The sequence below is a fragment of the Pseudomonas sp. CC6-YY-74 genome (assembly GCF_002025205.1).
GTDB lineage: Bacteria > Pseudomonadota > Gammaproteobacteria > Pseudomonadales > Pseudomonadaceae > Aquipseudomonas > Aquipseudomonas paeninsulae.
Window position 1 is genome coordinate 2,228,257 of record NZ_CP019947.1, and the last position, 19,554, is coordinate 2,247,810.

General features: G+C 62.5%; 18 protein-coding genes. 11 read left to right on the forward strand and 7 right to left on the reverse strand.

All coding sequences use genetic code 11. The features are described from left to right. Window positions 1-142: 142 nt before the first annotated feature. Together B2D37_RS10190 and B2D37_RS10195 are read right to left on the reverse strand one after the other, a co-directional pair. Window positions 143-592, reverse strand: coding sequence for a nuclear transport factor 2 family protein (locus tag B2D37_RS10190; protein WP_079202577.1), 450 nt, complete (start codon window positions 590-592; stop codon window positions 143-145). Next, window positions 589-2,622, reverse strand: coding sequence for an NADPH-dependent 2,4-dienoyl-CoA reductase (locus B2D37_RS10195; protein WP_079202578.1), 2,034 nt, complete (start codon window positions 2,620-2,622; stop codon window positions 589-591). The genes B2D37_RS10190 and B2D37_RS10195 overlap by 4 nt, the downstream gene beginning before the upstream one ends. Window positions 2,623-2,805: 183 nt before the next feature. On the opposite strand from B2D37_RS10195, the gene B2D37_RS10200 reads away from it, so the two are divergent. The 4 genes from B2D37_RS10200 to B2D37_RS10215 all read left to right on the forward strand — a co-directional run bounded on the left by B2D37_RS10200 (window position 2,806) and on the right by B2D37_RS10215 (window position 7,291). After that, complete coding sequence (locus tag B2D37_RS10200; RefSeq protein ID WP_154067073.1) at window positions 2,806-3,750, forward strand: hydrolase; 945 nt, start codon at window positions 2,806-2,808, stop codon at window positions 3,748-3,750. After that, the gene (locus B2D37_RS10205; RefSeq protein WP_079202579.1) at window positions 3,747-4,784 is read left to right on the forward strand and encodes an AraC family transcriptional regulator; all 1,038 of its coding nucleotides are present in this window, start codon (window positions 3,747-3,749) and stop codon (window positions 4,782-4,784) included. The genes B2D37_RS10200 and B2D37_RS10205 overlap by 4 nt, the downstream gene beginning before the upstream one ends. Before the next feature lie 434 nt (window positions 4,785-5,218). Further along, window positions 5,219-5,929: a 4'-phosphopantetheinyl transferase gene (locus B2D37_RS10210; RefSeq protein WP_079204958.1), complete on the forward strand. Its 711-nt coding sequence runs from the start codon at window positions 5,219-5,221 to the stop codon at window positions 5,927-5,929. 72 nt (window positions 5,930-6,001) lie between these two features. Next, window positions 6,002-7,291, forward strand: coding sequence for a M18 family aminopeptidase (locus tag B2D37_RS10215; protein WP_079202580.1), 1,290 nt, complete (start codon window positions 6,002-6,004; stop codon window positions 7,289-7,291). A gap of 32 nt (window positions 7,292-7,323) precedes the next feature. Here B2D37_RS10215 and B2D37_RS10220 read toward each other — a convergent pair whose 3' ends face one another. Further along, on the reverse strand, window positions 7,324-8,286 hold the full coding sequence (locus tag B2D37_RS10220; RefSeq protein ID WP_079202581.1) for a GlxA family transcriptional regulator: 963 nt from the start codon (window positions 8,284-8,286) through the stop codon (window positions 7,324-7,326). Between the two features lie 84 nt (window positions 8,287-8,370). Between B2D37_RS10220 and B2D37_RS10225 the strand changes: the two genes are divergently transcribed. After that, window positions 8,371-9,168 carry an MBL fold metallo-hydrolase gene (locus tag B2D37_RS10225; RefSeq protein WP_079204959.1) on the forward strand — a complete coding sequence of 266 codons (798 nt, stop codon included), beginning with the start codon at window positions 8,371-8,373 and terminating at the stop codon, window positions 9,166-9,168. Between the two features lie 5 nt (window positions 9,169-9,173). Here the strand turns inward: B2D37_RS10225 and B2D37_RS10230 are convergent, their stop codons facing one another. Next, entirely contained in the window at window positions 9,174-9,890 is a 717-nt protein-coding gene (locus B2D37_RS10230; RefSeq protein ID WP_079202582.1) for a UTRA domain-containing protein, read from the reverse strand. 325 nt (window positions 9,891-10,215) lie between these two features. Here B2D37_RS10230 and B2D37_RS10235 point away from each other — a divergent pair, with 325 nt between their 5' ends. The 6 genes from B2D37_RS10235 to B2D37_RS10260 all read left to right on the forward strand — a co-directional run bounded on the left by B2D37_RS10235 (window position 10,216) and on the right by B2D37_RS10260 (window position 15,515). Further along, window positions 10,216-11,274 carry an ABC transporter substrate-binding protein gene (locus B2D37_RS10235; RefSeq protein WP_079202583.1) on the forward strand — a complete coding sequence of 353 codons (1,059 nt, stop codon included), beginning with the start codon at window positions 10,216-10,218 and terminating at the stop codon, window positions 11,272-11,274. A 100-nt stretch (window positions 11,275-11,374) separates the two neighbouring features. Next, window positions 11,375-12,181, forward strand: a complete 807-nt coding sequence (locus B2D37_RS10240; RefSeq protein ID WP_079202584.1) for an alkaline phosphatase family protein — start codon at window positions 11,375-11,377, stop codon at window positions 12,179-12,181. After that, a complete protein-coding gene (locus B2D37_RS10245; protein ID WP_079202585.1) occupies window positions 12,178-13,092 on the forward strand; it encodes an ABC transporter permease subunit in 915 nt (304 codons plus the stop codon). The genes B2D37_RS10240 and B2D37_RS10245 overlap by 4 nt, the downstream gene beginning before the upstream one ends. Next, a complete protein-coding gene (locus tag B2D37_RS10250; protein WP_079202586.1) occupies window positions 13,079-13,876 on the forward strand; it encodes an ABC transporter permease in 798 nt (265 codons plus the stop codon). The genes B2D37_RS10245 and B2D37_RS10250 overlap by 14 nt, the downstream gene beginning before the upstream one ends. Beyond that, window positions 13,873-14,862: an ABC transporter ATP-binding protein gene (locus B2D37_RS10255; protein ID WP_079202587.1), complete on the forward strand. Its 990-nt coding sequence runs from the start codon at window positions 13,873-13,875 to the stop codon at window positions 14,860-14,862. Before B2D37_RS10250 ends, B2D37_RS10255 begins: the two co-directional genes overlap by 4 nt. Further along, window positions 14,862-15,515 (forward strand): HAD family phosphatase, encoded by a 654-nt coding sequence (locus tag B2D37_RS10260; protein ID WP_079202588.1) that lies wholly within the window; start codon window positions 14,862-14,864, stop codon window positions 15,513-15,515. Before B2D37_RS10255 ends, B2D37_RS10260 begins: the two co-directional genes overlap by 1 nt. 438 nt (window positions 15,516-15,953) lie before the next feature. On the opposite strand, the gene B2D37_RS10265 is transcribed toward B2D37_RS10260, so the two are convergent. The 3 genes from B2D37_RS10265 to B2D37_RS10275 all read right to left on the reverse strand — a co-directional run bounded on the left by B2D37_RS10265 (window position 15,954) and on the right by B2D37_RS10275 (window position 19,358). Continuing rightward, the gene (locus B2D37_RS10265; protein WP_079202589.1) at window positions 15,954-17,165 is read right to left on the reverse strand and encodes an O-succinylhomoserine sulfhydrylase; all 1,212 of its coding nucleotides are present in this window, start codon (window positions 17,163-17,165) and stop codon (window positions 15,954-15,956) included. 86 nt (window positions 17,166-17,251) lie between these two features. Next, window positions 17,252-18,757: an amidophosphoribosyltransferase gene (purF, locus tag B2D37_RS10270; protein ID WP_079202590.1), complete on the reverse strand. Its 1,506-nt coding sequence runs from the start codon at window positions 18,755-18,757 to the stop codon at window positions 17,252-17,254. A gap of 46 nt (window positions 18,758-18,803) precedes the next feature. Beyond that, the gene (locus B2D37_RS10275) at window positions 18,804-19,358 is read right to left on the reverse strand and encodes a CvpA family protein (RefSeq protein ID WP_079202591.1); all 555 of its coding nucleotides are present in this window, start codon (window positions 19,356-19,358) and stop codon (window positions 18,804-18,806) included. Between the last annotated feature and the right edge of the window lie 196 nt (window positions 19,359-19,554).

Consider the following 19,554-nt stretch of genomic DNA (forward strand, 5'->3'; position numbering starts at 1 on the left):
CTATACAGCCGCTATTCCTATATTCAGGCAAGTCTAGGGGAAAAGCCGACACCAGCAATGTGACTGGGTTGGCAGTCGCTCGGCCGCCAAGCTCGAACGAGCCTGCGGCAGAGCAAAACTGTGATGGGTTTGGTGCAATCGGTTAGGACGTTTGGCCGGACAACAATGGCGCCAAACGTCTGCCCATTTCATCGCCCAACACTTGCAAGCCGCTCATTGGCCGGATCATCACCTCGAATTCGACAATCTTTCCCTGCTCATCGAAGCGGATCATATCTATACCCTTAAGCTCGCGGCCACCCACCTTGGCAGCGAACTCCAGCACCACATCGAGGCCATCGACGCTGACCAGTTGGCGATGGTAATGGAAGTCTTCGAAGACCTTGACTACCGTGCCGAGAATCAAGCTCACCAGCGGAGCGCCCAGATAGGGTTTGAAGGCCATGGGCGAACGAAATACCGCCTGCGGATGCAGCAGCGTCGGCAACTCACTCAGATCAGCGGCAGCAATCATGGCATGCCATTTATCCAGTGCCTCGGCCACCGCCGGTTGCACGGCCAGCGCTGCAGTCGTGTTCGCCGCGCCGGTCATAGCTGCGCAGCCAGACGCGAGCCCTGATCGATCGCCCGTTTGGCGTCCAACTCGCTAGCCACATCGGCACCGCCGATCAGGTGCACGCGTTGCCCGGTTGCGACCAGCCCGTCCTGCAACTCGCGCAGCGGATCCTGGCCTGCGCACAGGATCACGGTATCCACCGCCAGCACCTGCGGTTCGCCCTCGCCAATACGGATGTGCAGCCCCTCGTCATCGACCTTGAGGTACTCGACAGAATTGAGCATCTGCACGTTCTTGTTCTTCAGACCGGCACGGTGAATCCAGCCAGTGGTCTTGCCCAGGCCGTCGCCGACTTTGGACTTCTTGCGCTGCAGCAGGAATACCTGACGCGCCGCGGCATGGGGCTGAGCCTGGATCCCGGCGACGCCGCCACGGGCTTGCAGTTGGGTGTCGATCCCCCACTCCTTCCAGAAGGCCTCGCGATTGAGGCTAGTGGCCTCGCCCTGATGGGTGATGAATTCTGAGACGTCGAAGCCGATACCACCGGCCCCGATTACTGCGACCTGCTGGCCAACCGGCTTGCGCTCGAGAATGGCATCCAGGTAGTTGATCACCTTGGGGTGATCCACACCGCTAATCGCCGGCGTGCGCGGGGCAATGCCGGTGGCCAGGATGACCTCGTCGAAACCGCCCTTGGCCAATTCCTCGGCACTGACCCGGGTATTCAGGTGCAGATCGACGCCCGTGGTTTCCAGCTTGCGCTTGAAATAGCGCAGGGTTTCGAAGAACTCTTCCTTGCCCGGCACGCGCTTGGCTACGTTGAACTGGCCGCCGATTTCGCTGGCCGAATCGAACAGGGTCACGCTGTGGCCACGCTCGGCGGCCACGGTGGCGGCAGCCAGGCCAGCAGGGCCGGCACCGACCACGGCGATCTTCTTCACCTGGGTAGTGGCAATGTAATTGAGTTCGGTCTCGTGACAGGCGCGCGGGTTAACCAGGCAACTGGTCAGCTTGCCGCCGAAGGTGTGATCCAGGCAGGCCTGATTGCAGCCGATGCAGGTGTTGATCTCGTCCGCGCGGCCGGCGGCGGCCTTGTTAACGAACTCCGGGTCGGCGAGGAACGGGCGGGCCATGGAGACCATGTCGGCGTCGCCTTCGGCCAGCACCTGCTCGGCAATTTCCGGGGTATTGATGCGGTTGGTGGTGATCAGCGGGATCTTGACCTCGCCGCGCAGCTTGGCGGTGACCTTGGTGAAGGCTGCACGCGGCACCTTGGTGGCGATGGTCGGAATGCGCGCTTCATGCCAGCCGATGCCGGTGTTGATCAGGGTTGCGCCAGCCTGCTCGACGGCCTTGGCCAGCAAAACGATCTCGTCCCAGCTGCTGCCGCCTTCGACCAGGTCGAGCATCGACAAGCGATAAATAATAATGAAATTCGCCCCCACCGCCTCGCGCACGCGGCGGACGATCTCCACCGCCAGGCGCATGCGGTTGGCGTAGCTGCCGCCCCAGCGGTCGCTGCGGTGGTTGGTGTGGGCGGCAAGGAACTGGTTGATGAAGTAGCCTTCCGACCCCATGATCTCGACGCCGTCATACTCGGCCTGCTGGGCCAGCAGCGAGCAGGTGACGAAGTCCTGGATCTGCTTCTCGATGCCCTCTTCGTCCAGCTCTTTGGGCTTGAACGGATTGATCGGCGCCTGGATGGCGCTCGGCGCCACCGACTTGGGGCTGTAGGCATAGCGCCCGGCATGCAGGATCTGCATGCAGATCTTGCCGCCCGCCTCGTGCACGGCCTGGGTGACGATCCTGTGCTTGTGCGCCTCTTCGGCGGTGGTCAGCTTGGCCGCCCCGGAGTAAACGCCACCTTCCTCGTTGGGGCCGATGCCGCCGGTGACCATCAGGCCGACGCCGCCACGGGCACGTTCGGCGAAATAGGCGGCCATCCGCTCGAAGCCACCCGGCTTCTCTTCCAGACCGGTGTGCATGGAGCCCATCAGGGTGCGGTTACGCAGGGTGGTGAAGCCCAGATCCAGCGGGGCCAGCAGGTTCGGATAGCGTGCAGTCATGGAAGTCTCCACATCGAGCGTGTGCATTTCACGGAATGCCGTGGTTTCAACTGGACCACGGTCGGTATGAACCAGACAATAAAGAGCTGGCTCCGGCGCCTCAATGACCAAAAATTACAAAATGATGATCAAAATTAACTCCGCCACTTGGCAGCCCCCCACTCATCGACCTACCCTGTAGCCATGATCCGTAAACTATCGATATTGCTCGTCACCCTGTTCGTCGCTGGCTGCCTGCTGGCATTCCTGCTCTGGGCCGAACGGCGTCCCGACGCCCACTACCTGTCCGACCTGCGCAGCTCGATCAGCAGCGAGCCAGCTCCGGCGCAGGCGCGCGGCAATCTGCTGTTGATCCGCCCGCAGCTCTACCCGATGGATTACCAGAGCCCAGCCCACCTGCGCCTGAAACTCGCCGCCGCCCTGGATAACGCTCGCGACGCCGGCCTGCTCGGCCCCGACACCCTGGTGGTACTGCCCGAGCATATCGGCACCTGGTTGCTGGCACGCGGCGAGAAAGTCGAGTTCTACCAGGCCCGCAGTCGCCAGGAAGTGCGCGACTGGCTGCTGCTCGGTAACCCGCTGTTGGCCATCAAGGCGCTGCTGTTGAATCTGGATGCCGAGCGCCTGGACGAAGCCCTACTGCGGATGAAAGCCGAGCAGATGGCCGATGACTACCAGCAACTGTTCGCCGGTCTCGCCCGCGAGTACCAGGTTACCCTGCTGGCCGGCTCGATCCTGCTGCCCGAGCCGCGCGTGGAAGACGGCCGACTGCGCAGCGGCGAAGGTCCGCTGCGCAACCTCAGCCTGGTGTTTTCCCCACAAGGCACGATCCAGGGCAGCCCCCACCTTGAGCCCTGGCCTTGGCGAGCCGACGCCACTGCGGCGCAACGCCTCAGCGTCGGCGCCGTGCATTACCGGGTCGAGCGCGACTGGCGCCCCGGCTATCCGCAGAGCACTGTGCACCTGGTCGACGGCGACATGAGCAGCCCAGCGCTGTTCCTGCGCGGCAAGCTGGACTGGCCGATTGGCGGGGCCTCGCGGAACATCCTGCTGATCCCCCGCGAGGTCGAGCAAGCCAGTCCGGCGCCAGGCAGTCATCTGTTGAACATCTGGATAGCCCACGAGTGAAACCGCAGCGAGTTCGCCTCGGCGACCTCTCGGTCGGCTTCATCCACAGTCTGGACGATGCCGTGCGCCAGCTTGGCCGGGATCCACAACCACTGCTCGACAACTATGGCCTCGACCCGGCCAGACTGGCCGAGCCCAGGGCGCGCCTGTCAATTCCGCGCTACATGCGCCTGGGTCATGCGGCCATTCAACTGACCGGCGAACCCGGCCTCGGCTTGCTGATGGGCCAACTGAGCCGCCTCAGCCAGGTGGGCTTGGCCGGCGTCACCGCAGCCCAGGCACCAACCGTGCGTGAAGCAGCCCGGGCGCTGATCCGCTTCGAGCCACTGTATGCGTCCAATTATCGCGGTCAGTCCAGCCTCCACGAAGACGCCCAGGGGGCCTGGCTGCGCTTCTATTCGATCAGCCCGTACAACGCCTACAACCGCTTCGTCATCGACTCGGTGCTGGCCGGCTGGGCCCAGCAACTGGGCAGCCTGGCCAATCAGCGCCTGCTCGTGGAAAAAGTTCAGATCGAGTTTCCCGCACCCAGTTACAGCGCGCAGTACAGCGAGCTGTTCGACTGTCCGGTGGAGTTTGCTGGCGAGCACAACCAACTGCGCCTGCAGCAGGCCACGCTCAACCTGCGCAATTCCGAGCACTGCCCGAGTACCTGGCACCAGTTGCTGGCAATCTGTGAACGCGAACTTGAGCACCTGACCCGCACCCGCAGCCTGCGCGAGCGCATCACCCGCATGCTCGGACCGCTGCTGCACGGACGCGAGCCCGACCTGCAGGAAGTCGCCGCGAATCTGCAACTGCCAACCTGGACCCTGCGGCGCAAGCTGGCCGAGGAAGGCACGCAATTTCGCACCATCCTCAACGAAACCCGCCGCGACCTGGCCATGGCCTATATCCGCGACACCGAACTGGCCTTCGGCGAAATCGCCTACCTACTCGGTTTCGCCTCGGCCGAGGCTTTCCAGCGCGCCTTCAAACGCTGGAACCAGCAGACCCCGGGCGAATTCCGCCGCGCCCAACGCCAGGCCGGTTAACCGCCTGTGACAGGCGACTGGGATTAAATCTCGGTGGCGTCTTCAACCGGTTCGGCGTCGTCCTGGTCAAAGGCGCGAGACTCGAGCAGCTCTTCTTGATAGTCATCCATTGGTGGTTCCTCCCGCTTGATGCTTTGGCCGATAAAGGCACAGGCCAATCAAGCTAAAGAGGAAAGATGAAGACAAGATGACAGTTGGTCGCAGGCAATAAAAAAAACGGGAGCCCAATCGGGCTCCCGTGCTCATTCTCAGAGAAAAGTCGCACCCGGCCCACGCCGCGCGCAACAACAACCTCACCAGCGCTGCCGAAGCAACGCAGCCGCCAGTCTGACAAAGATCCACGTAGCCATGGGTGTAGCTTTGTTGTCGCCGTGCAAAGAAATGTAACCCGCATGCCGCTGGCAGGCCGCCACGGCAACCGGCAGAATGCCGGCATGAGCGACCTCTACTTGCCCCCCTGCTGCACCACGCTGAGCGATCACTGGCCTCTGCCCCGGGCGCTGCCCGGCGTACAGCTGATCAGTACGCGCTTCGATCCCGCGCGGCTCGACGCCGGCGACTTCGACCGCAGCGGCATCGCGGCCGTCAACGGCGTGGCCAAACGCCAGGCCGAATACCTCGCCGGCCGCCTGTGCGCACGCGAAGCCCTGCGCCGGGTGACCGGCATAGCCGCGGTGCCGGCGGTCGGCGCCGACCGCGCGCCACAGTGGCCCGCCGAGATTAGCGGCTCGATCACCCACGGCAGCGGTTGGGCCGCCGCCATGGTTGCGCACGCCAGCGCCTGGCGCGGCCTGGGCCTGGATGTGGAGCGCAGGCTGGCGCCGGCACGCGCCGAACGCCTGGCCGGAGAAATCCTCACCCCCGGCGAATTGCAGCAGTTGCAGGGCCTGACCCCCGAGCAGCGCGCAGAACGCATCAGCCTGACCTTCTCGTTCAAGGAAAGCCTGTTCAAGGCGCTCTACCCCTTGGTCTTACAGCGTTTCTACTTCCAGGACGCCGAGCTGCTGAGTTGCCACGCCGACGGCAGCGCGCGACTGCGCCTGCTGATCGAGCTGAGCGGCGACTGGCCGGCGGGCAGCGAACTGGATGGCCAGTTCGTCGAGTTCGACGGTTATCTGCTCAGTCTGGTTGCCATCCCCGCCTGATCCCTTGCAGAGCCCGGCCCAATCCGCCGGGCAAATCCGATAAACTCCAGCCATTGCCGCCAGGAGTGCCCCATGCGCAAAGAACTCAATCAAGGCCTGATCGACTTTCTCAAGGCCTCGCCCACCCCCTTTCATGCCACCGCGAGCCTGGCCCAGCGCCTGGAAGCTGCCGGCTACCTGCACCTCGACGAACGAGAGCCCTGGCATACCGAAGCCGGCGGGCGTTATTACGTCACCCGCAACGACTCCTCGCTGATCGCCTTCAAGCTGGGCCAGCGCTCACCGCTGGAAGGCGGTATTCGCCTGGTTGGCGCCCACACCGACAGCCCCTGCCTGCGGGTCAAGCCGCAGCCGGAACTGCAGCGCCAGGGCTTCTTCCAGCTCGGCGTGGAAATCTACGGCGGCGCATTGCTCGCGCCCTGGTTTGACCGCGACCTGTCCCTGGCCGGACGGGTGACCTACCGGCGTGACGGCAAGGTGGAAAGCCAGCTGATCGATTTCCAACTGCCGATCGCGGTGATCCCCAATCTGGCCATCCACCTCAACCGCGAGGCCAATCAGGGCTGGGCGATCAACCCGCAGAACGAACTGCCGCCGATTCTGGCCCAGCTCGCCGGCAGCGAGGCGGCGGACTTCCGCGCCTTGCTCACCGAGCAACTGGCGCGCGAGCACGACTTCAGTGCCGATGCGGTGCTCGACTTCGAGCTGAGCTTCTACGACACCCAGAGCGCCGCGGTGATCGGCCTGAACGGCGACTTCATCGCCGGTGCGCGCCTGGATAACCTGCTGTCCTGCTACGCCGGCCTGCAAGCCCTGCTTGCCGCCCCGGAACAAGAAAGCTGCGTGCTGGTGTGTACCGACCATGAAGAGGTCGGTTCCAGCTCGGCCTGCGGCGCCGACGGGCCGATGCTCGAACAGGTGCTGCGCCGCGTACTGCCGGAGGGCGACGGTTTCGTGCGCAGCCTCCAACGCTCGCTGCTGGTCTCCGCCGACAATGCCCACGCGGTGCACCCCAACTACCCGGACAAGCACGACGACAACCACGGCCCCAAGCTCAACGCCGGCCCGGTGATCAAGATCAACAGCAACCAGCGCTACGCCACCAGCAGCGAAACCGCCGGTTTCTTCCGCCATCTGTGCCTGGAAAACGAAGTGCCGGTGCAAAGCTTCGTGACCCGCAGCGATATGGGCTGCGGCTCGACCATCGGCCCGATCACAGCCAGCCAGCTGGGCGTGCGCACCGTGGATATCGGCCTGCCGACCTTCGCCATGCACTCGATCCGCGAACTGGCCGGCAGCCACGACCTGGCGCACCTGGTCAAGGTGCTGACGGCCTTCTACGCCAGCGCCGAGCTGCCCTGAACACTGCTAGCAGGCTGTTGCAAAACTACCTGCTAGTGCTTGAACTGCTGCCGGTAGGCCGCCGGGGTCATCCCGGTGACCTGTTTGAAGGTCCGGCGGAAACTGGATTCGTCGCTGTAGCCCAGTGCATCGCTGATGCGGCTGATCGACTCGCTCGTCACGATCAGCCGCTCCCCAGCCTGATTGAGCTTTATCAGGCGCACCTGATCCGACACCGCATTGCCCGTCAGCGTCTGGACTTTGCGCGCCAGCGTACGCGCGGAAACCGCGAGTTCGTCGGCGAGGCGCTGCACGCTCAGTTGCTGCACCGGCAAGCGCTCCACCAACAGGTGCAATCGGCGTAACAAGGGGTCGGCGTTCTCCATCAAATCGATGCGGCGCAACACCGAGGTGGCCGGTTCGGGCCGTGGCAACACCATCAGCCTGGCGATATCGCGATAGATCGCCTCGCCCATCTGCTGCTCTATCAGCGCTCGGGCAATCGGCAAGTAACCGCTGACGCCGGATGCCGTCATGCTCAGGCGATTGCCGACCTGGCTCCGCTCGAATTGCCAATCCACCTTGGGAAAGCACGTTTGCAGGCTCGGCGCCAGCCACCAGGTGGCAGTCGCCGGCTCGCCATTCAAACGCCCGCTCTGCGCCAGCAGGCATACGCCGGTGCAGTAGCTCCACAGTTGTGTCGTGCGCGGTAACTGAGCCAGGGCGCGAATCAAGCCGCTATTGGTTTCCAGCGCCCGGACGATCGCCGCCTGCGAATCCGCCCAGAGCCCGGGGATCAGCACCGCTGTACAAGCCGCCTCCGTCAGGCTGCTTTCCGGCTGCAAGCGCATGCCCTGGGCGCAATCCACCGGCTGGCTATCCAGCCCCACCCAGCACAGCTGAAAACGCGGCTGGCCAACACGCCGATTGGCGGCCACCAGCAGGTCGGCGAAGGCGAACAGGCCCGCGGGCATGCAACCGGGATACAGCAACAGACCGACTTTCTGAATAGGCATGAAATGTCCGCTTTATGGCAATCCTCGCCATCTTTATCTCGCGCCGCGATTTTTACAATGACAACTCCTATGCCGGAGTTCGCCATGAAAATCACTCAACTGCGTAATGCCACCCTAATCGTCGAGTTTGGCGAGGTGCGCCTGCTGGTCGACCCCATGCTGGCAGCCAAGGGACAATTGCCAACCCTCAAGTACCTCGCGCGACATCGGCGCAACCCGCTGGTCGAACTGCCGGACAATGCCGACGAACAATTGCAACGCGTGACCCACTGCCTGATCACCCATTGCCAGAAAGGCCATTTCGACCATCTCGACCGCGCCGCCATCCACTGGTTACGCACTGGCGATATCCCCGTGCTGTGCATGGCGGAGGATGCGGACTACCTGCACAAACGCCGGCTGAATGTGCAGGTGCTACCTGGCCAAGCAGGCGGCGCCTTCTTCAATGGCAGCATCCAGGCGATCCCTTGCCTGCATGGCGAGGGCTGGATCGGTCGCCTGATGGCCCATGGTTACGGTTACTTCATCCAGATACCCGGAGAACCCAGCCTTTATATAGCCGGCGACACCCTGCTCACCCCCATGGTGCGCCAATGCCTGGCCGAGCTGGCACCGGCGGTCAGCGTGCTGCCGGCCGGCGGGGCGTGTTTTGATGTCGGCGGCGAGATCATCATGGGCCAGGCGGACATCCTCGCGGCGCTGCACCTGAGCAAGGGTATTGTCATTGCCAACCATCTGGAAGCCCTCGACCATTGCCCGGTGACCCGCATCGGGCTGTTGCAAGCGGCTGTTGAGCAAGGCCTTGGCAAGCGTTTACGGGTGCCGCTGGATGGGCAAACCCTGGAGTTCTCGGCGCAGGTACAACAGCGGGTCGCGGTATAGCCGGCTCACTCCGGCACCTCGACGCTGACGTGCAGGGCGTCGTGGCGCCAGAACTCCAGATCGCAATCGATCAGACGGCCGTGCTGATCGCGGTTGATCCGTACGATGCGCAACGCCGGGCTACCCACCGCCACTTTCAGCGCGGCCGCGGCTTCGCTGTGCAGAGCGGTGGGTACCATGTCAAAACGCACCCGGCCGTAATGAATGGCGTATTCGCTGGCATACAGTTCGGTCAGCGACAGGGTCAGGTCGAAGTCGAGTACGCCGGGGAAATAGCTCGGATTGAGGTAGTGCTCGACATACAGCACCAGGCGTCCGTCGATGCGCCGTGCCCGGCGAATCTGGATCACGCTGGACAACGCCGGCAATTCCAGCAGCTCGCAGATTTCCACCGACGCCGGCATCAGCCGCGCCGAGAGCACCTCGGTGGCCGGCACCCGCCTCTGCCCGGCGACCATCGCATGAAAATGCGAGCGCACCAGCGGGTTGTAGGCCAGCCGCGGCGGCGAGACGAACCAGCCGCGCCGCTCCTCGCGGTACACCAGCCCCTGAGCCTCCAACTGACCGAGCGCCTCACGCAGGGTAATCCGTGTGGTATCGAAGACCTCACTGAGCTTGCGCTCGGCCGGCAACTGGCTGCCGGACGCCAACAAGCCATGCTCGATCTGTTCTTGCAAGGCCCGACAGATGGTGGTGACCGCACGCGGCGCTGCATCGCGCATCAATACTTCCCCTTTTGGACTAGTCCAGCCCCACTCCAGGGCATGAACTAGCGCGTTAACCCACAGCAATCATGTTGCAAGGCTAGGCAGTCTAGATGACCGGCCGATGACAGCAGACTAGCAAGCCCCCCCATACCAGCAGAAAACCACAACGTGCACTACAAAATCAGCCACTTATTCATGGTCTACGCTTGTTCTGCACGGACTCGCCAAGCACCTGGACATCCGCGAGGAACCGGCAATCATAAAACTGTCATTTGTCGGGCCTACATTGGCGTGGGTCTTGCTGATCTAGACCAACACTCTCACCGCAAAGGAGTTTCCAATGAAACAATTGCTGCTAGCTTCATTGATGGGCTCGGCCATTGCCCTGGCAACCTCGGCCATGGCTGCCGACACGGATCTGCAAGCGCTGGAACAAGCCGCACGCGCAGAAGGAGCGGTAAACAGCGTGGGCATGCCGGACAGCTGGGCCAACTGGAAAGACACCTGGGTGGACCTGGAGAAGCTCTACGGCCTCAAGCACATGGACACCGACATGAGCTCGGCCCAGGAGATCGCCAAATTCGCCGCCGAGAAAGATAACGCCAGTGCCGATATCGGCGACGTTGGTGCGGCGTTCGGCCCCATTGCGGTACAGCAAGGTGTTACCCAAGCCTACAAACCGAGCACATGGGAACAGATTCCGAGCTGGGCCAAGGACGCCGACGGCCACTGGATGCTCGCCTACACCGGTTCCATCGCCTTTATCGTCAACAAGCAGCTGGTCAAGGATGTGCCGAAAAGCTGGGCCGACCTGAAAACCGGTAAGTACCGTATCGCCATCGGCGACGTCAGCGCCGCCGCCCAAGCGGTCAATGGCGTACTGGCCGCGGCCATCGCCAACGGCGGTGACGAGACTAACATTCAGCCGGGCCTGGACTTCTTCGCCGCCATCGCCGAGCAGGGCCGCTTGTCGCTGGCCAACCCGACCATCCAGACCCTGGAAAAAGGCGAAGTGGAAGTCGGCGTGGTCTGGGACTTCAACGGTCTGAGCTATCGCGACCAGATCGACCCGAGTCGCTTCGAGGTGCTGATTCCGTCCGACGGCTCGGTGATCTCCGGCTACACCACCATCATCAACAAGTACGCGAAGAACCCCAACGCCGCCAAACTGGCGCGCGAGTACATCCTCAGCGACGCCGGCCAGATCAACCTGGCCAAGGGCAACGCCCGGCCGATCCGCGCCGAGCACCTGACCCTGCCGGCCGAGGTTCAGGCCAAGCTGCTGCCTAACGAGCAATACGCCAAGGTCCAGCCGATCAAGGATGCCGCCGCCTGGGAAGCCACTTCCAAGGCCTTGCCGCAACAATGGCAGGAAAACGTCATCATCAATATGGAGTAATAAGCAGCCGTAGGATGGGTTGAGCCGGCGATACCCATGTTTCACGCACCTTGATGGGTATCGCAAGCTCAACCCATCCTACGCAACCATCGAGATTGCCATGAAGCACAACGTCATCCTGGTGGTACTGGATGGCCTGAATTACGAGGTGGCCCGGCATGCGCTGGGGCATCTGCAGGCCTACTGCGGCGCCGAACGCGCAGCCTTGTACAAGCTCGAATGCGAGCTGCCCTCACTGTCCCGTCCGCTGTACGAATGCATCCTCACCGGCGTCAGGCCAATCGACAGTGGCGTGGTGCACAATCAGGTGGTACGCCTGTCCAATCAGCGCAGCCTGTTCCACTACGCCCGCGCTGCCGGCCTGAGCACCGCCGCGGCGGCCTATCACTGGGTCAGCGAGCTGTATAACCGCGCGCCCTTCGACGCCGTCCGCGACCGCCATACCGATAACCTCGACCTGCCGATCCAGCACGGCCATTTCTATTACGCCGATCACTACCCCGATTCCCATCTGTTCGCCGACGCGGAAAGCCTGCGCCGGCGCCACAGCCCGAACTTGCTCCTGGTGCACCCGATGAACATCGACGATGCCGGCCACAAGCACGGCCTCGACAGCGCGCAATACCGCAACAGCGCGCGGGTCGCCGACATCCTGCTCGCCGACTACCTGCAAGGCTGGCTCGATGCCGGCTACCAGGTGTTGGTCACCGCCGACCACGGCATGAACAACGACCGCTCGCACAACGGCCTGCTCGTCGAGGAACGCGAAGTGCCGCTGTTCGTGCTGGGCTCCGCCTTCAGCCTGAACCTCGACGCCCGGCCGAAGCAGACCGAGCTGTGCGGCACCATCTGTGAGCTGCTCGGCGCGGCCCACGACAAACCCGTTTGCAGAGAACTATTGAAATGAGCGCCTCACTCGAACGAAGCGCCAAGCTACCCGGCGCAGCGCAGCCGATAGCCGCGCCGCGCGCTCGACTATCGCCACGGCTCAAGGGCAAATGGTTGGCGGCACTGTGCCTGCTGCCCTTCGCCGGGTTTTTTCTGCTATTCCAGATCGCGCCGCTGGTGTGGGTGGCGGTCAACAGCCTGAACAGCGCCGAAGGCTGGGGCCTGGCCAATTTCGCCAAGGTGTTCAATTCCAGGTTCTACCTGCAGGCGATCAAACACAGCCTGCAGATTTCCTTCTGGTCGAGCCTGTTCGGCATGAGCATTGCCATCCTCGGCAGCTATTCACTGCATCAGGTGGATTCCAAGCTGCGCGATTTCGTCATGGCCTTCTCCAACATGACCAGCAACTTTGCCGGCGTACCGCTGGCCTTCGCCTTCATCATTCTGCTCGGTTTCAACGGCGCGCTGACCCTGCTACTGATCAAGATCGGCCTAATCGAGAGCTTCAACCTCTACTCGAAGGACGGCCTGATCGTGCTCTACACCTACTTCCAGATCCCCCTCGGCGTATTGCTGCTGTACCCGGCCTTCGACGCCCTGCGCGAGGACTGGCGCGAATCGGCCGCACTGCTCGGCGCCAACACCTGGGACTTCTGGCGGCATATCGGCCTGCCGGTGCTGACCCCGGCGCTGCTCGGCACCTTCGTCATCCTCCTGGCCAATGCCTTGGGCGCCTACGCCACCGTGTACTACCTGACCACCGGTAACTTCAACGTGATGCCGATCCGCATCGCCGGCCTGGTTTCGGGCGACATTTCCCTCGACCCGAACCTGGCCAGCGCCCTGGCGATGATATTGGTCGGCCTGATGGCAGTGATCACCGTGGCCCATCAACTGTTGCTGAAGAGGAGCAAGCATGTCTCGCGCTAACCCTGCGCCAGCGGCGCTTTACCACCGCATAGTGGTCTGGCTGCTGTTTCTGATTCTGCTGACGCCGCTGGCCGGCACCCTGCTCTATTCGTTGTCCACCAGTTGGTCGGCGAGCATCCTGCCCGATGGCCTGACCTTCAAGTGGTACCTGGCGCTGTGGAGCGATCAGCGTTTCCTCAACGCCTTCGGCCGGTCGCTGCTGGTGTGCTTTGGCGCCCTGGCGCTGTCGGTGGTGTTGATTCTGCCGCTGCTGTTCGTGGTGCATTACCACTTCCCCAAGCTCGACGGGCTGATGAATATCCTGATCCTGCTGCCCTTCGCCGTGCCGCCGGTGGTGTCCTCGGTGGGCCTGTTGCAGCTGTATGGCTCGGGGCCGCTGGCGATGACCGGCACACCGTGGATTCTGGTCGGCTGCTACTTCACCATCGCCCTGCCCTTCATGTACCGGGCGATCACCAACAACCTGCAGGCGATCAACCTGCCGGACCTGATGGACGCCGCCCACCTGCTCGGCGCCAGCACTTGGAAGGCGGCATTTCTGGTGGTACTGCCCAACCTGCGCAAGGGCCTGATGGTGTCGCTGTTCCTCTCCTTCAGCTTCCTGTTCGGCGAGTTCGTGTTCGCCAACATGCTGGTCGGCACCCGCTATGAAACCCTGCAGGTCTACCTCAACAACATGAAAAACAGCAGCGGCCACTTCAACAGCGCCCTGGTGATTTCCTACTTCTTCTTCGTGCTGCTCTTCACCTGGGCCGCCAACCGCCTGAACAAGGACAAGTCATGAGTTACCTGAGCATCCAGAGCCTGCACAAAAGCTATGGCGATATCTCGATCTTCAGCGATATCAACTGCGAAATCGACAAGGGCGAATTCGTCACCCTGCTCGGCCCCTCCGGCTGCGGCAAGTCCACCCTGCTGCGCTGCATCGCCGGTCTCACTGAAGTGGGTGGTGGGCAGATCCTCCTCGATGACGAAGACCTGGTGCCGCAAGCGCCGCAGAAGCGCGGCATCGGCATGGTATTCCAGAGCTACGCGCTGTTCCCCAATATGACCGTGCAGCAGAACGTCGCCTTCGGCCTACGCATGCAGAAGGTCGGCAAGGAGGAAAGCGTCCAGCGTGTGCAGGAAGCCCTGGACATGGTCGAACTCGGCGACTTTGCCGCGCGCTACCCGCATCAGCTGTCCGGCGGCCAATGCCAACGTGTGGCCCTGGCCCGCTCCCTGGTGACCCGCCCGCGCCTGTTGCTGCTCGACGAACCTTTGTCAGCCCTGGATGCACGCATCCGCAAACACCTGCGCGAACAGATCCGCGCCATCCAGCAGGACCTCGGCCTAACCACCATCTTCGTCACCCACGACCAGGAAGAAGCCTTGGTCATGTCTGACCGGATCTTTCTGATGAATGCCGGCAAGATCGTCCAGAGCGGCGATGCGGAAACCCTCTACACCGCGCCAATCGATGCCTTCGCCGCCGGCTTTATCGGCAACTACAACCTGCTTGACGCCGATGCCGCCAGCCGCCTGCTCGGCCGGCCGATCGGCAGTCGCATCGCCATTCGCCCGGAGGCTATCCGCCTCGGCGGCGAAGGCGTCATCGAAGGGCACATCCGCAGCCACAGCCTGCTCGGCAACGTCATCCGTTACCGTGTCGAAGCACGTGGCGTCGAGTTGCTGGTCGATGTATTGAACCGCTCGATCGAGGACATGCACGGCCGCGGCCAACGTATTGCGCTGACCATCGAAGCCGACGCGATCCGGGAGGTGGCGTAATGGCCCTGGCAATCTTCGATCTGGACGAAACCCTGATTCACGGTGACTGCGCCAGCCTGTGGAGCGCGGAAATGGCCAAGCTCGGCTGGGTTGACGGCGAGAGTTTTATCCAGAAAGACCATGAACTGATGGCGCTCTATGCCGAAGGTAAACTGGCCATGGAGGATTACATGACCTTCAGCCTCTCGCCCCTGGTCGGGCGCAGCGCCGAGGAAGTCGCCTTCGTCGTCGAGCCCTATGTCGAGGATGTGATCGAACCGCTGCTCTACAGCGACGCCACCCGCTGCCTGGCCAACCACCGCGCCGCCGGTGACCGCATTCTGATCATCTCTGCTTCCGCGCACTTTTTGGTCAGCGCCATCGCCGCGCGCCTCAAGGTCAAGGATGTGCTGGCCATCGACCTCGAAGAGCAACACGGCACCTACAGCGGCCGCACCCAAGGGGTGCTGACCTACCGCGAGGGCAAAGTCACGCGCCTGCAGGTCTGGCTCGAACAACAGGGTGAAAGCCTGGACGGCGCCTACTTCTACTCCGACTCGCGCAATGACCTGCCGCTGCTACAACTGGTCAGCAAACCGCACGCGGTCAACCCGGACCTGGTGCTGCGCCAGCATGCCGAACAGGTCGGCTGGCCGATTCTGAGCTGGCACTGACTAACTGCCGAGCCCGCCTTGCGGCCAAGTGCAGCGCAATGCTATTGGCCTGATCGTTGATCAGGTCGTAGTCAGCCTGAGCTAGGCGCTGAGGCTGTCGGTCAGGTCGTGATCAAGCGGCCGTCGAAACCAAGGATAACGGCTTCGGCACGGGTGCTATTGCCGCCGAGGTTGAGCGCATCGGCGCTCTTCTCGGTGGAGGCCTGGCGGTGCATCCGCCGAACTCGATGTCGCGCTGGCCTTGGGCGAGCCCGGAGGTTCCGCTACAACTGCCGGAACGCCTCGCCATTGCTTGCCGAAATCGCCACCCACAGCCGAAGCGGCTATTTTCGCCTAACTGCGAGAGGAATTGGTTTCTTCACCAGCGCTGAGGCCTGCAGGAAGAACATGATCGGCATTTGGCCAGAACCAAAGCGCTCTGGCCCTATCTACGGCCGGTTAGAGCGCCGCCAGCCCGCGAGCCAGATCGGCCTTGAGGTCGACGATGTCCTCCAGACCCACGGCCACCCGAATCAGATTGTCGCGGATACCGGCGCTGGCGCGCTCGGCCGGCGACAGACGACCATGGGAAGTGGTCGCGGGGTGAGCGATGGTGGTTTTGGTATCGCCCAGATTGGTGGTGATCGATATCACCCGCGTCGCATCGATAAAGCGCCAGGCCGCATCCTTGCCGCCCTTGACTTCGAAACTGACCACCGCGCCGAAGCCGCTCTGCTGGCGCTTGGCCAACTCATGCTGCGGGTGGCTGGGCAGCCCCGAGTAGTAGACATGCTCGATACCCGGCTGCTGTTCCAGCCACTCGGCCAACTGCTGAGAGCTGGCGCAATGCGCCTGCATACGCACACGCAGCGTTTCCAATCCCTTGAGAAAGATCCAGGCGTTGAACGGGCTGAGGGTCGGCCCTGCGGTACGCAGAAATCCGACCATCTCCTTCATCAACTCCGCCTTGCCTGCCACCACGCCACCCATGCTGCGGCCTTGGCCATCGATGTACTTGGTCGCCGAATGCATGACAATATCCGCCCCCAGCTTGAGCGGCTGCTGCAGCGCTGGTGTGCAAAAGCAGTTATCCACCGCTAGCAGAGCGCCCTTGCTGTGGGCTATTTCCGCCAGCGCGCGGATATCCACCAGTTCGGCCAGCGGATTGGATGGTGACTCGACGAACAGCAGCTTGGTGTTGGGCTTGAACGCAGCGCTCCAGGCGTGCAAATCGGCCAGCGGCACATAATCGACCTGCACACCGAAACGCTTGAGGTATTTCTCGAACAGACTGATGGTCGAGCCAAATACACTGCGCGAGACCAGGACATGGTCCCCAGCACTGCATAAGCTCATGACCATGGCCAGGATCGCCGACATGCCGGACGAGGTCGCCACGGCTTGCTCGGCACCTTCCAGCGCGGCGATGCGCTCCTCGAAGGCGCGCACCGTGGGGTTGGTGTAACGCGAGTAGACGTTGCCCGGTACTTCCCCGGCAAAGCGGGCGGCAGCATCGGCAGCGGTGCGGAACACATAGCTGGAGGTAGGGTAAATCGCCTCGCTGTGTTCGCCCTCAGGCGAGCGATGCTGGCCGGCGCGTACCGCCAGGGTGTCGAAACCTACACCGTCGAGGTCGCTATCCAGGCGACCCGCATCCCATTCAATCGTCATTGCCTATGTTCTCCGCCTTCAACCCAACCGTGGCCCGGATTGCATCTGGGCCACACTCTTGCAGCCTGTGACTTAACGCTTGCCGCTTAGTCGTTATACAAGTCGATAATCGCGCTGACCGCCTGGGACTTGACCTTGGTGACGTCATTACGCGCCTGTTCGATCTTGTTCAGGTAAAACTCATCGACATCGCCGGTGATGTACTGGCCATCGAATACGGCGCAGTCGAAGTGCTCGATCTTGATCTTGCCGCCACCAACCGCCTCGATCAGATCGGACAGCTCCTGGTACACCAGCCAATCGGCCCCGATCAGCTCGGCGACCTCTTCGGTGCTGCGGTTATGGGCGATCAGCTCGTGGGCGCTCGGCATGTCGATGCCGTACACGTTGGGGTAACGCACTGCTGGCGCGGCCGAGCAGAAGTAGACGTTCTTCGCACCGGCTTCACGAGCCATCTGGATGATCTGCTTGCAGGTGGTGCCACGCACGATGGAGTCGTCAACCAGCATCACGTTCTTGCCGCGGAACTCCAGTTCGATCGCGTTGAGCTTCTGCCGTACCGACTTCTTCCGTGCAGCCTGCCCCGGCATGATGAAGGTGCGACCGATATAGCGGTTCTTGACGAAGCCTTCGCGGAACTTCACGCCGAGGTGATTGGCCAGCTCCAGCGCCGAGGTACGGCTGGTATCGGGAATCGGAATGACCACGTCGATATCGTGATCCGGTCGCTCGCGGAGGATCTTCTCGGCCAGTTTCTCGCCCATGCGCAAGCGCGCCTTGTACACCGAGACGCCGTCCATGATCGAATCCGGACGCGCCAGATAGACATGCTCGAAGATGCACGGCGAGAGATGCGGATTGCTCGCACACTGTCGGGTCGACAGCTTGCCGTCCTCGGTGATGTACACCGCCTCGCCCGGCGCCAGATCGCGAATCAGGGTAAAGCCGAGCACGTCCAGCGACACGCTTTCCGAGGCGATCATGTACTCCACGCCTTCATCGGTGTGGCGCTGACCGAAGACAATCGGACGAATGCCGTTAGGGTCGCGAAAACCGACGATGCCGTAACCGGTGATCATCGCCACCACCGCGTAACCACCGATGCAGCGCTGATGCACCTGGCTGACTGCGGCGAAGATGTCTTCCTCGGTCGGCTGCAACTTGCCGCGCTGGGCCAGTTCGTGGGCGAAAACGTTGAGCAACACTTCCGAGTCGGAGTTGGTGTTCACGTGACGCAGATCGGATTCGTAGATTTCCTTGGCCAACTGTTCGACGTTGGTCAGGTTGCCGTTGTGTGCCAGGGTGATGCCGTAGGGCGAGTTGACGTAGAAGGGCTGCGCTTCCGCCGAGCTGGAACTGCCGGCGGTGGGATAGCGTACATGGCCAATGCCCATGTGGCCGACCAGGCGCTGCATATGACGCTGATGGAAGACATCGCGCACCAGGCCATTGTCCTTGCGCAGAAACAGCCGCCCATCGTGACTGGTGACAATACCGGCAGCATCCTGGCCGCGGTGCTGGAGGACGGTTAGGCCGTCATACAGCGCCTGATTGACGTTCGATTTACCGACGATACCGACAATGCCACACATGTGACGCAACCCCTACTGAAGTGAAACAGGCTAATTCTGAATGCGTTTAAGGCAGTTTATGCTGCATCAGCGCTTCTTTGAACGACAGCTCAGCAGGTACGCTGATGCCGCTGGCAAGCCACTGGCTGGACACCCCTAGAATGAGGTTCTTCGACCAGTCCGCGACCATTAAAAAATGCGGCAACAGCGTCGACTGCTGCCACCACGGATCCTGCTGTACCGGCGCCAGGCTGAGCAGCCCGATCAGCACGACTACCAGCAAGCCACCACGGGCGGCGCCGAAAACCATACCGAGAAAACGATCGGTGCCGGAAAGACCGGTGACACGGATCAGCTCGCTGATCAGGTAATTGACCAGCGCGCCAACCAGCAAGGTGACGATGAAGAGTAAGGCGCAGGCTGCTATCACCCGCGCCGAAGGGGTTTCGATCCATCCGCCAAGGTGCTCGGACAACGCGCCACCAAACATCCAGGCAACCACACCGGCAATGATCCAGGTGAGCAAGGACAAGGCTTCCTTGACGAAACCACGGCTCAAACTGATCAAGCTCGATACGGCGATGATGGCGATAATCGCCCAATCGACCCAAGTGAATGCCACGATGCAGGTTACCTACGGAAAAGGCGCTGCATTTTAACAGAGCCCCTCGCATGGGGTAAGCAAAGGATTATCAGGCCGCAGGAAAATTACCGTGCGCGCTGAAGCCAGGGCTGGGCGCGCGCGCGAAAATCCCGCTACCACGAAGGCGTTGACTGTTTTCAGCGCGTGCGCGTTGCACCATGCGAGCGCGGGTCGC